The organism is Lachnoanaerobaculum sp. (assembly GCF_057250505.1).
Map to the genome: position 1 here is coordinate 1 of NZ_DBHIEQ010000004.1, position 16595 is coordinate 16595.

Annotated in this window: 15 protein-coding genes and 1 pseudogene; 3 read left to right on the forward strand and 13 right to left on the reverse strand. The window is 34.3% G+C overall.

Annotated features, from left to right (window positions below):
* Positions 1 to 301 precede the first annotated feature (301 nt).
* Positions 302 to 595 (forward strand): DUF6444 domain-containing protein, encoded by a 294-nt coding sequence (locus ACO6FI_RS02660; RefSeq protein WP_485455989.1) that lies wholly within the window; start codon positions 302 to 304, stop codon positions 593 to 595.
* Entirely contained in the window at positions 528 to 941 is a 414-nt protein-coding gene (locus tag ACO6FI_RS02665; RefSeq protein ID WP_485455990.1) for a helix-turn-helix transcriptional regulator, read from the forward strand. The genes ACO6FI_RS02660 and ACO6FI_RS02665 overlap by 68 nt, the downstream gene beginning before the upstream one ends.
* Before the next feature lie 53 nt (positions 942 to 994).
* Here the strand turns inward: ACO6FI_RS02665 and ACO6FI_RS02670 are convergent, their stop codons facing one another.
* The 13 genes and pseudogenes from ACO6FI_RS02670 to ACO6FI_RS02730 all read right to left on the reverse strand — a co-directional run bounded on the left by ACO6FI_RS02670 (position 995) and on the right by ACO6FI_RS02730 (position 15841).
* Complete coding sequence (locus tag ACO6FI_RS02670; protein ID WP_485455991.1) at positions 995 to 2437, reverse strand: sensor histidine kinase; 1443 nt, start codon at positions 2435 to 2437, stop codon at positions 995 to 997.
* Positions 2434 to 3126 (reverse strand): response regulator transcription factor, encoded by a 693-nt coding sequence (locus tag ACO6FI_RS02675; RefSeq protein ID WP_485455992.1) that lies wholly within the window; start codon positions 3124 to 3126, stop codon positions 2434 to 2436. Before ACO6FI_RS02675 ends, ACO6FI_RS02670 begins: the two co-directional genes overlap by 4 nt.
* Before the next feature lie 31 nt (positions 3127 to 3157).
* Positions 3158 to 3952 carry a lantibiotic immunity ABC transporter MutG family permease subunit gene (locus tag ACO6FI_RS02680; protein WP_485455993.1) on the reverse strand — a complete coding sequence of 265 codons (795 nt, stop codon included), beginning with the start codon at positions 3950 to 3952 and terminating at the stop codon, positions 3158 to 3160.
* Complete coding sequence (locus ACO6FI_RS02685; protein WP_485455994.1) at positions 3949 to 4707, reverse strand: lantibiotic immunity ABC transporter MutE/EpiE family permease subunit; 759 nt, start codon at positions 4705 to 4707, stop codon at positions 3949 to 3951. Before ACO6FI_RS02685 ends, ACO6FI_RS02680 begins: the two co-directional genes overlap by 4 nt.
* Positions 4704 to 5402, reverse strand: a complete 699-nt coding sequence (locus ACO6FI_RS02690; RefSeq protein ID WP_485455995.1) for a lantibiotic protection ABC transporter ATP-binding subunit — start codon at positions 5400 to 5402, stop codon at positions 4704 to 4706. The genes ACO6FI_RS02685 and ACO6FI_RS02690 overlap by 4 nt, the downstream gene beginning before the upstream one ends.
* Positions 5403 to 5655: 253 nt before the next feature.
* Positions 5656 to 6420 (reverse strand): NPCBM/NEW2 domain-containing protein, encoded by a 765-nt coding sequence (locus ACO6FI_RS02695; protein ID WP_485455996.1) that lies wholly within the window; start codon positions 6418 to 6420, stop codon positions 5656 to 5658.
* A 60-nt stretch (positions 6421 to 6480) separates the two neighbouring features.
* Positions 6481 to 6681, reverse strand: a complete 201-nt coding sequence (locus tag ACO6FI_RS02700) for a hypothetical protein (protein WP_485455997.1) — start codon at positions 6679 to 6681, stop codon at positions 6481 to 6483.
* Between the two features lie 50 nt (positions 6682 to 6731).
* Positions 6732 to 7223, reverse strand: a complete 492-nt coding sequence (locus tag ACO6FI_RS02705) for a hypothetical protein (RefSeq protein WP_485455998.1) — start codon at positions 7221 to 7223, stop codon at positions 6732 to 6734.
* Between the two features lie 367 nt (positions 7224 to 7590).
* Positions 7591 to 9144, reverse strand: coding sequence for a hypothetical protein (locus ACO6FI_RS02710; RefSeq protein ID WP_485455999.1), 1554 nt, complete (start codon positions 9142 to 9144; stop codon positions 7591 to 7593).
* A 317-nt stretch (positions 9145 to 9461) separates the two neighbouring features.
* Positions 9462 to 9611 (reverse strand): annotated as a pseudogene (locus ACO6FI_RS02715) (transposase); the annotation flags it as partial.
* A gap of 178 nt (positions 9612 to 9789) precedes the next feature.
* Entirely contained in the window at positions 9790 to 11082 is a 1293-nt protein-coding gene (locus ACO6FI_RS02720) for a UDP-N-acetylglucosamine 1-carboxyvinyltransferase (RefSeq protein WP_060930452.1), read from the reverse strand.
* A gap of 111 nt (positions 11083 to 11193) precedes the next feature.
* Positions 11194 to 13527 carry a hypothetical protein gene (locus ACO6FI_RS02725; RefSeq protein ID WP_485456000.1) on the reverse strand — a complete coding sequence of 778 codons (2334 nt, stop codon included), beginning with the start codon at positions 13525 to 13527 and terminating at the stop codon, positions 11194 to 11196.
* Between the two features lie 151 nt (positions 13528 to 13678).
* A complete protein-coding gene (locus ACO6FI_RS02730) occupies positions 13679 to 15841 on the reverse strand; it encodes a hypothetical protein (RefSeq protein WP_485456001.1) in 2163 nt (720 codons plus the stop codon).
* A gap of 167 nt (positions 15842 to 16008) precedes the next feature.
* On the opposite strand from ACO6FI_RS02730, the gene ACO6FI_RS02735 reads away from it, so the two are divergent.
* Positions 16009 to 16581 carry a TetR/AcrR family transcriptional regulator gene (locus tag ACO6FI_RS02735; RefSeq protein WP_485456002.1) on the forward strand — a complete coding sequence of 191 codons (573 nt, stop codon included), beginning with the start codon at positions 16009 to 16011 and terminating at the stop codon, positions 16579 to 16581.
* Positions 16582 to 16595 lie beyond the last annotated feature (14 nt).

Consider the following 16595-nt stretch of genomic DNA (forward strand, 5'->3'; position numbering starts at 1 on the left):
TTTAATTTTTCTATTGCTTTCAAGTGATAAGGTGTTTACAATACTCATAAAGGGCCCCTTTGTGTAATTTTGTTAAGTTTAAAGCACCTTAATTTTACCACAAATGGATGCTCTTTTTTTATTCACTTGATAAGTGAATAGCAATATTCAGTTAAACTATAGTAATTATATGCCTTCAGCCACTTTTACGGCTTTGTCGTGAATAATCTAGGTTTAAGTATCATATATCATCACATTATTAAAATTTTTCTAATGATTGATTATCCACAGTCATTTTGACGAAGTGGCTACACATTAAAAATTGAGAGCTACAGTTAAAGCACAAAAACAAGAACTGGAACAGCCACATTTAACATGTGGAACACTTCAGAAAGAAAATAAGATCCTACGTAAGGATAATGAACAAATTAAGAGAATTCTTGGTAATGACAGTAGTAACTCTTCAAAGCTCCCTTCATCTGACGGACCGGATAAATTAAAAGCACCTAACAAATATAATTCACGAACTAAGAGTAAGAATTCTGTATGTGCACAAAAAGGACATCAGGGAAAAAATCATTTCAGGAAAAGATGTAAAAGAATTGATAATCAGTAAAAGGGTTAAGCATGAAGTAATTAAAGACATCGGTAAACAAATTCTTGACGATATAGAATGTAATTTCTATGACTGTAATTATACTGTAACAGAAATTGCAAAAAAGCTTGGTAAAAATCCGTCATATATAAACACTGTATTTAAAAAAGTATATGGGCACACTATAAAACAGTCCCTGGCTGATTATAGACTTAAGAAGACACAAAGATTGCTTCGCCCGGGTAATATAAAGATTCTGGATGTGGCAAATGAATGTGGTTATTCTGATATCTTTTACTTCAGCAAAAAATATACAGCAAAATTCGGATATCCTCAAAGTGAAGAAAGTTTGAAGTATAATTTATAACCCTTATTACAGCAAACGACTCAGTTCTTTATTTTGTCGTTTGCTGTAGACAGTTACTTATATTCTCTATAAACCGGATGCCAAAATATTATATCGGCACCTTTAAACACTGTGTTTTTTATAATGACAGAACCATGAAGTTGTTCGACCAATTTTTTTACAATATAAAGTCCCAGTCCCGAATGGCCACCTTCACTGCTTCTGGCTTTATCACCTCTATAAAACCTGTCAAATGCTTTCTCCATATCTTTTTGGCTGAAGCCGCTTCCTGTATCACAGATCTCATACACTATTTTATTATTTTCTTTTTTTATAAAAAAATTTATACTGCCTTTATATGGAGTGTATTGTAAACTATTTGAAAATATATTGTCTAAAATACGCTCAAGTCTGTCAGTGTCCAATATCAAACACCCCAGGTCATTATTTATGTTTAAAACAATATCAATTTCTTTTTGCTTTGCCTGTAATCTATATTGACTTATCTTTCTCTCCAAAAACTCAGTCAAATTCACATTTCTTAACACTAAATTTATATCTGCATTTTCCAAATCCGAAGTGTACTGCATCTGCATAACAAGATTGGAGCTTTTTTTTGCATTCTCATTTATAACATTAAGATATATTTTCAACCTTTCACCATCTATCGAGTTGACATCTATCAAAGCCTCTGAATATGACATTATTATTGACAATGGAGTTTTCAAATCATGAGCCAGTGCTTCAATCATCTCTATACGTTCCTGTTCCGCTTTCCATTGAGCAAAAAGCGACTTTTTAAGTTCATCTTTCATTTCCATAAAAGCAGTACATAGTTTTCCAAGCTCATTGTCAGACTGATAATTGACCTCAAAATCCAAATCTTTTTCCTTTATCTTTTGTGAAGCTTCTATCAACAGCTGTAGAGGAAGATTTATCTTCTTTACCAATAATGTTGAAAACAGTCTTGTGAAAATGATAAAGTACAAAAATGGTGAAAGCATGGCAATAACTGCTATTATTATTCTGATATTTTTATATGGATTTCCAAGCTTATACAAAAGTATTACAGCACCTTCTATATTTGTGTCATTTTCAATCGGAACAACATAAGCAAACTTTCCTTCTAACACAAATGTTGTATTAAGCTTATCAATAAGTTCACCCGTTCCTGCAATTACTCTGTCTTTATATGTTCCGTACAATACCTCACAGTCACTGCTTAAAACCTGGTATGTTATTCCATTCCCTTTTATAATATTATTTAATCCGCTTTCTCCTTTTACATAAAGCAAATCCATATTTTTTTCACGAATATATGCTTCAATTTTTGGAATTTGTTTTTCATAGAAATTTTCAGGATATTTACCGATATCTTGAATCCCGAAATATAACAATATTGCAATTATATACGTGAGCAGTGTTGCAAGAATACCGGAAATTAAAATCATTAAAAAAGTTCTTCTAAAACTCTTTACAAGCGAATGTTCTTTCACATCATATCTCAACTTTCTCAAATCCTATTCCATTTGTAGCCTATTCCCCATACTGTAGAAATATACTCCGTGTCAGATCCTCCCTCTATAAATTTGGCACGAATCTTTTTTATATGTTCCACTACAGTGCTGGAATCTCCATCAGAATCATATCCCCATATTTTTTCATAGATCTGTTCCCTTGAAAAAATCTGCCCTGTATGTAATGCCAAAAATTCCACAATATTGTACTCAAGTCTGGTCAAGCACAAATCATTACTACCTATTTTAACACTACACTCTTTTATATTTATACTAAGATTTCCAAAATATAATGTATTTCTTTTATGTTCTGTATTTATATACTGCGACCTTTTTTCTCTTCTCAAATTAGCTTCTATCTTAGCCATCAATTCTTTCAGCCCGAAGGGTTTGACAATATAGTCATCTCCGCCGATATTCAGTCCTTTGATTTTATCTGCTTCAGACTGCATGGCACTTAAAAATATAATAGGGCAAAGTACATCATCCCTTATTGCATTACATACCTCAAATCCGTCCGCTTTCGGCATCATAATATCAAGTATTATCAAATCCGGTTGATTTCTTGAAAGTTTGATTCCCATTTCTCCGTCATAAGCTGATAATACTTCATGTCCCTTGGCTTTTAATTCATCAGCAAGTAGCATTACAAGATCTTTTTCATCATCTATAATAAGTATTTTACTCAAATCACACCTTCCCTAAGCCTGTATCTTATATCTACTCATAATGTTTTCTTCCTTCCCATCTGCCAAACCAAACTATACTGCAAATCAGTATGATAATCAAATAAATTATAACAGATATCATACCGCTTAAAATTTGTGTTGTTGCCCATCCCGAAGAAATTAACTGTGGCGGCTTAACCATGTCTGCCGAAAATTCTAAATAAGGTCCGACAGCTTTTACAAGTCTTATAGGCAATGCCCATGGTATAAATTGCCATATATTGTTTCCAAGTTCACTTCCACCAATCATTGCAGCCATCAAAAGACCTATAATACCCATACCGATAGACGAACCGATACCGTATAAAAAACTTATCCACAGATGTATTGCAATAAGAGGAAGCACACCCAGTAAAAGAAGAAGCACACCGGCTATAAAAAATATCTCTGTATGGACTGTACCCGGAAAGAATATTGCCATTCCTGTACAAAATATCACTGTGCCTAAAATAAGTGTAATTGCAGAAAGAATACTTACTATAAAAAATTTGCCAAGATAAAGCCTGTATCTTCTAAATCTTTCACTTAAAAACCCGTTAAAACTTCCTGCAAGTTCTTCCTCATATACAATCTGACCTGTAAAAATGCTTATAACTATAGGCATAATGAATATAGCCCATACTTCAAAAAAAGTTTTAAAATTATCCGCTTCAAAGTGATCGCCTCTTCCATGCAAAACAATATATCCGATTATACAACCTGACATCAAAAATGGTAACAAAAAAATAATCCATCTAAGTGCAATCCTTTTTGTCTTGAGCCATTCAGATAATATTAATTTAATCATCTTACTTCCTTCCTTTTAAACCAAAATGCAGTAATTATTGTGATTATTATAAAAACTGACAATGAAATTTCAATACCTATAGGGATTACGGACGGATCTCTTAAATTTGAACCCTGTTCCAATAAAGTTCCGTTCGGATGTACACCTATAGTTGCACACATAAGTCTAATTCCCCAAGCCCAGGGAATAAAAATCCAGTGTGAACCTGCTGCTGATACAATACCTGCAATAAACCCTATAAATCCCACTGCCATGCTTAAAAATAAGCCTTTATATGTTGCCATAAACAGCTGAATAGGTATCAATGCCAGTGATACCAACCATGAAACAAAAGACGCTCCAAAAATCTGCACATATGGAATTTGACCTTTCGCTGTAATAATTCCCGATATAAGTATCGAAAAGGATAATACAGTACATGAAAGCAGTGTATAAAATGCCATAACTATTATCTTTCCTACCCATATATTTATAGGTGAAGTCTGATGTGTACGTAAAGAACGGTAGTTTCCCGACTTTCTCTCTTGAGAGTCAACCAAAAAAGCGAATAATGCCATACCAAAAGGCAAAAATACTACCGTCCATATATTAAAAACCATAGAAGTTACCAAGTCCCAATTTCTGACAACATCTTTCGGCATCAATTTGACACCTGCCATCGCCTGTATTGCAAAGAATAAAGGGAAACTTAAAATTATTTTTCTTGTAAATGTTCTTTTATACTTAAGAAGTTCAGAACTTATAGCATTTATCATTCTTTTTCTCCTTTTATAACATCCAAATAAAACTTTTCCAGGCTCATATTTTTACTTGGCTTACCCTGGAATAAAAGTTTTCCTTTGTCAATGATGCCTATATCATCAACAACCTGTTCCACTTCAGATAAAATATGGCTTGATAAAATCACTGTCATATTTTTTTGCGGAAGTGATGTGATAAAATCACGCAATTTTTGAATTCCTACCGGATCAAGTCCGTTGGTAGGTTCATCTAAAATCAACAGTTTCGGACTACCCAAGAGGGCTATCGCAATACCAAGTCTTTGTTTCATGCCCATAGAAAAATGTGAAGCAGGCTTTTTACCTGTATTAGCCAAATCAACCAACTCTAAAACTTCATAAATTCTTTCCTTTTTTATGCCCATCAACTTTGTATGTACCAAGAGATTCTCCATAGCGGTAAGATTCCCATATAATGCAGGACTTTCAATAAGTGAACCCATTTTTTTAAGATGTTCATGTTTTAAAGTTTTACCTTCAAAAATAATTTCGCCACTTGTAGGCTTAAGCAACTCCACAATCATTTTTAATGTTGTTGTCTTACCTGCACCATTTTGTCCAAGTAATCCGTAGATACTGTTATATTTTATTTTCAGTGAAATATTATCAACAGTTGTCTGATTACCAAATTTCTTTGATAAATCTTTCGTTTCCAAAATAAAATCATTCATAACCTTCTCCTTATATATCAAACTTTGTTTATAGTTAAAAGCTTAATATATAAAAATAAAGAAATTATAAGATTTTGAGATATTTAAAAATAAATGGAATAAAATATTTGGTCAGATATAATTCCTTATAGTTGCAAAAATAAAAAATCACAGAATAAGAATATTCATTTCCTGTTCTATGACTTTTTAAACTATGTTTACTTGTATTGACGCCTACCTATTGATATAAAAGCTATATTTTCACTTTATCTGCTTAATTATGGAACTCCGCATTATCAATAAGTATTTTGCTAAAATATATATCCCCAACAACTTTTATACGTACATATTCCTGACCTGAAATATCTGTTGTAAGCTCAAATGGAGTGGTTTTATAGCTTACCTCTTTACTTTCATTTAACACTTCATTGTCATCTCCTGTTATTTGTACTATTCCACTCCTATTCTCTTCATAATCTGCTTCAGGTGCAATAGTCATAGTTAAAGTAGTATATTTCCCACCTGTATAATACTCCACATAACCTTTGTCATGTATTTCAAACACATTGCTTAACAATTTTCCCTGAACTGTTTTTTCACTGGAACTCTTATCACAGTAATATTTGTCCATTTGTACAGGCTCAAGATCGTATAACGCAACTTTATCTTCATTATTTTTCTTTGATTGTGATGAAGTATCTCCCTTATTGCTGCCCTGTTTTACAGTATTGGTCCTACTTCCCATAGTGGATCTTCTTTGAACAACTCCATCTACAACCCAAGCACCGTTGCCATCTACCATATAACCGTCAGGACTTTTTGCATTTGTCAGAATATAACCGTTTTGCTGAAAATAATAGCACTCCGCCTGACCGTCCTGATTTCCATCAATCCACAGCCAGCAGCTGGCAGGCCAAGTTCCATTACCGTTGTCAAACCACCAACCGTTACCATCTGACTTCCATCCGGCAAAGCTTGGAAAACATATTGATAAACTGATTAATCCTCCAAATAAAACCGCAACAATTTTTTTTAACATATACACCTCCAAAAAATAAAATATATAAATTACAAAATTTAACCAATTCCTATATACCTGCTACTGTCCATTTGAATCCTTAAATTTATCCGCCAGTTTTTCCGGTTCACTTTGATCATATCTGTTAGGATCCTTTTTTTCCGCCACTTTTTCAATGATTTTATCTGTTAAAGCGTTTGCGCCATTACGAAGGCTGTGCATAATCACATAACATACAAATCCTATAACTAATAAAACTACAATACCCAAAACACTTTCCATATCAATCCTTTCCGATATTATTCGAAACTATTGTAACTGCAATAATATCTTTAAAATAATTTATAACTTGTTTTCACTTTAAGCAGCTTCTTTTCTAATAAGACCTCAGGATCCAAACGTAAAAACGCCTTTTCCAGGGATGTTAGAAATGTATTCATATCTACGCCGCTCAAATTCATACCATTACGAGTTTCCCAATGGGTAAAATTAAAACAATAACAATATTTTTCTCCATTTTTACTTTCTTCCTTCAGTACACCTTCCCAACCGTCTCCCTTATACTTTATTATGTTGGAGTTCTGTGAAAGTACATAGGAAACCTGCGTGTTGTATGTCATTCCATTTAATTCATTCCATAGTTTTTTGAAATCTGAAGAGGTTGTGAAAATCTCCACCTCACGTGCAAAATTTGCAGGACGTTCCCTTATAACGCCTTTCTCCACCAACTCTTTGTGCTTACTTGTGCCGTAGTAAACAGCTGCCGCCAATATGACAATTCCTATTAAAATTGCCATAATCTGTAGAGTATCATTATTACTCATTTTTTAGCCTCCTTAATTCAATGTCCCACTTACAAACTTCTCCATGTTCATGCATATATAAACAGTCATTTATAACTGCCAGTAAATGTAAACTCTTAAACCTCCTCACAACATAATATAAAAAACACATTTACCTGATTTTATTTATTTTTTCTTAATTGGTCCATACCACTTTCTTACATTTCACATGTGTAATTTTAGTGTAAAACCTGTAACCCCTTTATTTACAAGACTTACACTTTAAAAAATGTAATACAAAAAATACCCTATAAACCATCCTTCCTCGTTTATAAGGCATTTTAAATTTTTCAATAATTATAATACAAGTTCAAATATTACTCTCTATAAAACCAAACGTAATTAAACTTCACATACAAACCCATAGTAAATAAAATAAAACTGTCAATGCGGCATACAGTGAAAAATAAACTTTATTGGTTCTCATAACTGCACTTACATTTATCTCTCCTTTATACAACAGACAAAAAAGCCATATAAGTATACCTACTGCATTCACTGCCACACTTAATACATAATATTTTGAGAAATTAAAGCACATTATAGTATATAAAGAAGTTACAGTAGCCATAAAAGGAGCAAGAAATAAAAAAGAACCGGCACATTGGGCATTAAAAATCATGGCATAGGGAGAGGTTGAAGAAAACCAAAAATATAAATATAAACTTATAAGTACAAAACAAAATAGTGCTGGCATATTACTTTTTTCAGGATATATAGAGAAACTGTATATAAATGCCAGTGTAATTCCTATGGCTGAAAAATACATATTTACTATCATATGTAAATTGTTAAAGATTACATTAAGCCTGTTTCCTTTCATAGTATCAGGATTTTCTTCCATATCCTTAAATTCCTTTACAGGTTCTCTTGTAAACAGCAAAAAACTATGTGCAAACACAACTATCATAATAAAAGTCAATCCTATATCAGACATTAATGTAAAATTATGTGTTCTCACAAAACTTGAAAAACCTTTCATTGTCTTTAAAAATCCATATATTGTTAATGAACAAAAAGCTCCTGTTATATTACAAAAAATAGAGTAGCATATATGATTTATCCCAAGGTCATACCTTCCTCCACCTTTTATAACTCTTTCAGTATCACCATATTTTGCTATCAAATATATATCTTTATAGCTTAATTTTTTATAGTCTTTATTGTTTTTTTTATAAATAAAGACAGCTATAGTAGTGTCCACAAGCCCAAATAGTAATCTTGAAATCGCAAGAATTATAATCAGAGCAAAAAAAATGGATATAGGTAAGCTCGTCATCCATAGAAACAGCTCAATTGTCGAATATTTATATATATTCATTACTATAGGAATAGAAAGCAAGCATATAAAGTATAGAAAAATATATATCCAGTTTTCTCTGATATCTTTAATATATTTTGATAACGTTCCGCCTTTATTGAGTACTTCATATGTATGTGCAACTGAATGAACATCCTCAAAAATATTATCTGCTATCTCACTATCTTTATTATTAGAATAAATAATAACTTCTTCATTTTCTATAATGTTTTTATCACTTGAGGGTAATTCACAATTTTCTAATCCGTATTTTAGCATACGCAACGAATATGACATGTAATTATCGCCCTTCAAACCATCTGAACCCGGAAACACTAGTTCTTCTCTTTTCACAAAACTCATTACTTTTTGAAGTCCAAGTTCTTCATCTTTATCTGCAAAGCAATCTTTAAAGAATACCTCTTCCTTGTTTTCAAGCCCTCTGTAGCCCCTTCTTTTACCACGTTTAATCTCACTTATTCTGGATTCCACCATATTTCCAAGTCTAACTTTATCAATAACACCACACAGAACTGATTGTGTAATATGAAGTTCATCGTTAATATATTTAAATACATCTCCTTGGCAAATACGTCTAGGCATTTCTTTTACTCCTTAAAATCACAACTAACTGATATAAATATGCATAATAAAGGCTGTAAAGCCCTTTACAGATATATCTTATCATCAACTTAATGTTTATACAATAAATAATCCCGAATTATTCATGGCACAATATTTACATTAAAAACTGTATTATAAATCTTTAAACTTAATCTATGACGCCATAACTGACTTAATACACCTAAAAAATAGGCAGACTTCCCCTAGTTAGAGTTTACAAGTGGTTATCAAGCTGCCAAGGTTCATTATTAGTTGCTATTCAAGCTGTATACATAGCTTGCTGATATTGGATAGTGTCCTCTTTTGCAATAGAACTTGATTAGATATTCAGGGGATAACTCCATGTTTGTAACAATGAATGTATACATGTAAGTCATTTGGTTTTCAGGTTTTTCAACTTTACAGACAACACGTCTTTCATAAGGCCAAGGCACGGCCTGATACATGACTCTCAAAATCCCTTATTATCCTTTCAATAAAGTATCCTAAACCTGATAACACTTCATCCTCACTGTAACCGCAAAAATCAAAGTTTATCTTTTTCCATATGATTGTTCACAAAATCCTCTCATATCAGGGGTTATATAAAAAATTGCGGACAGTAACACCGTCCGCAAAACATTCTTATACAACCTTAATATTGAACTTTCTGGCTTCAACTTCACTGTCCACTTCCTTTATATCGGCACCAAGTGATGCAAGTTTGCCTTCAAAGTCCTCATAACCTCTTTTTATATACTTAATATCGTCTACAGTAGTCTGTCCTTCCGCAGCAAGCCCCGCCAATACAAGTGCCGCACCTGCACGCAAATCAGGAGCCTTTAGCGCTGCCCCCCTCAATTTGCTCACACCGATAACCATAGCGGTATTACCCTCTACTTTTATATTTGTACCCATTCTTGCCAACTCATCCACATATTTGAATCTGTTTTCAAAAATGCTCTCAACAACAAGACTGCTGCCACTTGCAAGCGCCAGCGCGGTAGTTATCTGAGGTTGCATATCTGTAGGGAATCCCGGATACGGCAATGTCTTGATATTTGTAGACTTTTGATTGTTCTTTGCAATAACTCTTATCGCATCATCAAACTCTACAACTTCACATCCCATCTCCATAAGCTTTGCACTTATGGCTTCCATATGCTTCGGTATAACATTCTTAACTGTAATATCTCCCTTTGTGATGGCTGCTGCACACATAAAAGTACCCGCCTCTATCTGATCCGGAATTATAGAATATCTGCTGCCATGCAAAGCTTTTACGCCTTTTATCCTTATAACATCCGTTCCTGCACCCTTTATATCGGCGCCCATACTGTTGAGGAAATTAGCCACATCAACAATATGCGGTTCCTTAGCTGCATTTTCTATAACAGTCTTACCCTCCGCAAGTGATGCCGCCATCATGATATTTATAGTAGCACCAACAGACACGGTATCAAGGTAAATATCCGATGCCACCAAATCTATGGCGTGAGCCTTCACTCTGCCTGACTCAATCTCTATCTCGGCGCCCAACGCCTTAAATCCCTTAAGATGAAGGTCTATAGGCCTTGATCCGATGTTACAGCCTCCCGGAAGAGCCACCTCTGCACTCTTATATTTACCCAAAAGTGCACCTATAAAATAGTATGACGCTCTGATTCTTCTTATAAACTCATCATCTACCAAAACATCCTTCACACTTGATGCATTGATTTTCACGCTATGTCTGTCAAGTCTGTCCACACTTGCACCTATAGCCTTGATTGCCTCAAGCATTACATTGATATCCTTCACATCAGGTAAATTATCTATGTAAACATCTTCATCTGTCATTATGGCTGCTGCCAAGATACCAAGCGCCGCATTCTTTGCACCGCCTATAGCAACTTCTCCTACCAATGGGCTTCCGCCGTTCATTATATACTGAGCCATTTTTCTCCTCTATAATAAAACAATACAATTTTTTCAAAAACTTTGACCAATAAGTTACAAAAAATCTTAATCTGTTTCTTTCTTTTTTATTACGATAGTAATTTTATCACATTACATTCTAAAGGTAAAGAAACAAGAAAAGTCATTTTGCGTATTATTGAATATACTTTGTGCCTCATTTATGTCTATTTTCTGTACACTTGCCGTATTTATATCATATACTGCGACAGTTTTAGAGTCATACGCAATTATAATTACAGGATTATTTATTGCGGTAAATGTAAATACCGGCTTCTTCATTGTCACAAAATACATAGCTTCTTTAAGTGTGATACCTTGGAATCTTGTAAGCTTATCATTCTCCCAATAGTTCACATAATCGGCCGCCTTTGACACATCAAAATTTGTATTCGCCGAAGTCTCCACCATAGCTCTCACATATACCATTATTCCGTTTCTTCTGACAAATCCCATATCATTGTATGCATCCTCTATAGCCTTTGTCGGTTCATCATATATACCTGCGAGTTTGGAATTTATATATACATAGTACATTTTCTGCAAATACGCTCCGTTCAACTCTATATTGTACAATACATTATTGCTGTTTACAGAAAGTTCCTTTGCATAGGAAACTTCACTCTCTATATACTTTGTAGTATCTACAACATAGTTTTTACACCTGAAGTTATCGGTATATGATGATACTCTGGTGTCATTTGTTATAGACTTATTACTTATAATAGTATCTTCTCCAGCTCTTGTAAAGTTTGTGCCGTCATACTGATAAAGGTCTATATGCACACGACTTCCGGATACATTTATATTGTCGATATATCTGTTGTCATAAGTATACTCCTTTTGCAACTCCAAAAGATTATTGTATATACTTACCTTTTCAAAAATATTTCCTGTAGACTTTCCGTTGATTGTACTTGAAACATTCTGCGCTTCAATAGCCACAACCAAATCACTGCCTATATATCCTATCGGCAACATTACCTCATTCTCATTGTCAAGCTGCTTGTTCTCTCCGGTAACAAAGTTGTAGATATTTAAGCCGTCTCCGACATTCCATGAAATCAGGCTCTTATCCTGACATATTGAATACTTTCCGTTTTCAAGATTTTCAGCAACCGTAACATAGTTTCCGGAACCTATATCCAGACCTACCACCTTATCAAGAAGCTTAAGATAAAGCATACCGCTGTCACTCAAAAAAGCCAGTTCATTTACAGACTCTTTCAGGCTTGCCGCATCCACATTAACCTTTACAAATGCCAGTTTTGAAACCTTTTTATCCTCTGAATACTTTAACAGACTCACACCGACATCACCGATATGAGCATCATCAACATTATATCCGTAGCTTAAAAAATACAGACCGTCTCCAAACTTAAGCGGCAATATACAGTCATTATTACCTGCCGTATAAGCTAACTCAAGCTTACCTTCTTTATTATCCGATAAAAACAACTTGTTGTCTGCGAGGAATGCAATCTTTTCACCGCTCTTATTTGAGATAATATTGGAAGCCTTATTTCCTACACCCAAATCAAGCTTTTTGGCATACTCAAGATTCTTTGAGAGTCTTTGATTCATAGTTCTTGTATAGTCAAGCATATACAGTCTTTGTGCGCCCACCTTACAAATAAAGTTCTCTTCTATATTATAGCTTTTCCCGTCGGCATCCGCAGTGAAGCCAAAATGTATCTCTCCTATCTTTCCGTTGTAATTTACAAGTTTCACTTCCTTCTCTGACGGAGTAAGCTTCATACCGTTATAACTCATCATCTCATAGTCGGACTTTAATGTAACATACTCAAGCCCTCTTGCATTACCTGTACCGTCACTCTCCAAATATACCGTATTTTCTCTGGCATTATTGCTGTCAAAGTTATTGTTTGAAAATGTATTTGCCATATCTATAAGCTTTTTTGCAAAATCCGTATTGCTTCTGATTATTCTGGTATAGTAATTGAATGTATTTGTCTTTGTATACAATCTTAATTGTAAAAAATATTCCTTATTCTCTTCCATCAAGCTTGAAAGGTGCAAATCAAGTATATCACCGTCCACCTTCTTTTTATCACCGCTTTCTACAAGTTCATTTGTATCAAATGTCCTGATACTGTAATCATAATCCTCTATTTCGGAAATATTTGCATCTACAATCCTAAACTTTATACTGAAATCATCAAGTACAAGTGATAAAACATTATCACTTGCCATTGTATCCATCTCGTCACTGTAACCGTACATCTTGTTTATATAATAATCTCCAAGTACATTGTAAAGCCTCGGTATATTGGTATCGCTTTTTGCAACCTCGTCCGTATCCGCACTACCTTTGTTCTTTCTCAAAAATGAATACAATAAAAATCCTGTCACCGCCAACAGAAAAACAAACACAAATATAATATATCTAAATTTTTTAGTTTTCATAAAAATCCTTATTCATCATCATTCTCTAAGATTGTAAAAGCTACAATCACAAATGCATTATACTATACTTTCAGCTCTACTTAAAATAATTTTTATTAAAAAAATGCCGTTCTAACAATTTTTCAATCGTTAAAACGGCATTTCTCAAATCTTATTTACCTGATACAAAAGATCTTATAAAATCAAAAAGCTTCTTGAATATATTTCCGATTCTTTTTATAGGTGTCATATTGTCATCTTCATTTTCCAAATCCACTACGGTGTCACTGTCACCTTTTTTTATCTCCTGTGTTCTAAGTACAACCTGTACGGAGTTCGGCTCAGGATTTTTGTCGGATGTAAATGATGTCTTTGTAGCCTCCGTATCAATCTTTAAAATATTACTGTCATTTTCAAGCTCGTCAACTTTTTCATCCCAAACAGACTTTAAAGTATCATTTGACTGCTTTAAAGTACCTGTAACATTCAGCGCATCCAATGACTTATTTACAATCTCCATACTTGCACTTAGGCTGTCCTTTGTTCCTGTATTCAAAGTATCCTTTGAGTTTTTATACATGTTGTTGATTGTATTTAATGTATCGGCTGCCACATTTATATTGGTATCTACAGAGTTTATTATGTTGTTTGCCGTATCAACAGCCGACAAGGTACTGTCATGATATGAATTTACAGTCTTGTTAAGAGCGTTCATATCATCAATAATCTCAGTCAGATTGAGCGTTGTAACCTGTATGTCATCAATCATATCGGTGGTATTGTTGGCCAGATCCTTAACTGTAAGTATCGAATCATTTATGTTTTTTACAGCATTTACACCGTCCTTTGCAATACCGGCATTTACGGCATCTATATATTCATTTGTTTCACCAAGCATTTTTCCAATCCCCTGATACATTGCGCTTGTTGAAGCCACTGCATTCTGAAGCGATCTGTAATACATGCTTTCGGCAGTATTTCCGCTTGCACTTGATATCATATTCGCACCTACAAGTCCTCCGTAGAGTTGTCTCAAGCTTTGGTCCATAGAGTAAATATTGATATTTCCTGCAGCGTTTGATGCTGTGGCAAGCACTCCGCTTCCGTCTATCATCTGCTGCAACTGCTGCGCTTTTTTCTTTGACAGTATCAACTTGTTACTCAAATCATTCATGGCTGCTGCCGCCTCAGCCGTTTTTGCCTGATTCAAAAGGTAGCCTATATGGCTTATAGAACTGTCTACCTCTCCCATACTGTCCGTCAAATCATACAGCACCGGTTTTAAATCACTTACTCCCTTATCTATCTTATTTATATCTTTATTAAAGTCGTTCAGGGCATTCTTTGATGTCACAAGATGCGGCACCATCTGTGAGGTCGTATTTGCAAGTGAATTAAGGTTTTGTATAGCCGTATCGGTCTGTCCCGTTAAGCTGTCTCCGTATGAATATAGTGTAGCCCTTGCCGACTGAAGCTCCTTTAATCCTCCGTTCAAGCCTTTAAGTCCGCCTCCCATAGAATTCATCACGTCAAGAAGTGCATTGCTACTGTTATATATCGCATTTACAGAGTCCTTTATATCATCCTTCGCATCATTTATTTCTTTTATCTTATCAAGTGAATCCATAGTTGCGGGAACCATTGCCATCATAATGCCTGCACTCTCAAAGCTGTCACTTCCTATTCTTATAGTAAAATCTTTTTCCTCTCCGGGAAATGCCATAAACAAAACTACCGTATTCTTACCGAGACTCTGTATCTGAGCTCCCGGAGCTTCCACGCTTAGATTCTTTGTCATATCCACATCCGTTCCAAGCATAAGAATCATATTGTTGTTTAAATAATCGGACTTTGTTTTTACAGGCTTTGCATTTATATTTATCTCAACCATACCTGATGCACCTGCCAAATTCTCAGCCTTTGTAGGTACACCGTTTAACTTATATGATACGTCAAAATTCCAAGGAAGTTCCAAATCGTTTGATTTCGGTGTGGCCTCATAGTAAAGCTTCTTGGAACTGTCAAGTGATGAAAAGCTCACCTGATTTGCATCAATTTTCGGTGCATTGTCTGAAGTCATATTTATAACATTGCTGTAATCTCCGTAGTCACTGAAATCGGTATAACCGTTTAAGCTGACTCCCTTTACAATACTCAAATCTTTCCTTGTTCCATAATAATCCAAGTTTGTATACACTGTTTCATCAACAGTTACCTGCGGTGTACCGGCAAGACCTGATAACATATTCAAAGATGTCATCAAGACAATCTGTGAAACCGCAACTCCCATTTTAGTCTTCTTTAATATATTTCTTTTAATATTCTTCTTATTCATCCTAACCGCCTCTATTTTACTATTGCTTTTTTCTATGGAAGTGATTATACTTTTAAGTACATTTATGTACAATAGTTAATTAAATGATATCAGTACTTTAAACAACGTTATTTTATTATTTGTTTATAAATATCAAATTTAATTGTACAATATATTTTGGAGGGATTATGAACGAACAAACATTGGACAGACGAGTAAGGAAAACCAGAGCACAGCTTAGAAAATGTCTAAGCACCTTGCTTGAGACTAAGAAAGTCCAAAACATCACAGTTAAAGAATTGGCACAGATGGCGGATATAAACCGCGGAACCTTTTATCTTCACTACAAGGATGTTTACGATCTGCTTGACAACATTCAAAGAGATCTTTTAAAGGATTTTGAAAGCATACTTACCACTATAGCTCCGGATACCGACAATCTCGTTCCTTTTATTGAGGCGCTGTTTTTATTCATATATAAGAACAAAGATATGTCAAAGATATTTTTACATGAGGATTTGGAAGCAAGCTTTTCAAGTGAACTGAGAAGTAAACTTCGTGTATGTGTTTTTAATAAGTATAAAGCGTTTATCAAGCAAAAGAATATGCCATACTTTGAATTGTACTACGATTTTATCATATCGGGAACGGTAGGTCTACTTGTCAGATGGGTTGACAGCGAATTTGAGATGTCACCTCACGAACTGGCTGTACTTACAAACTCCTTTATACAGAGCGGACTTACAAATATTATCGCATAGAAAAAGGGCTTATG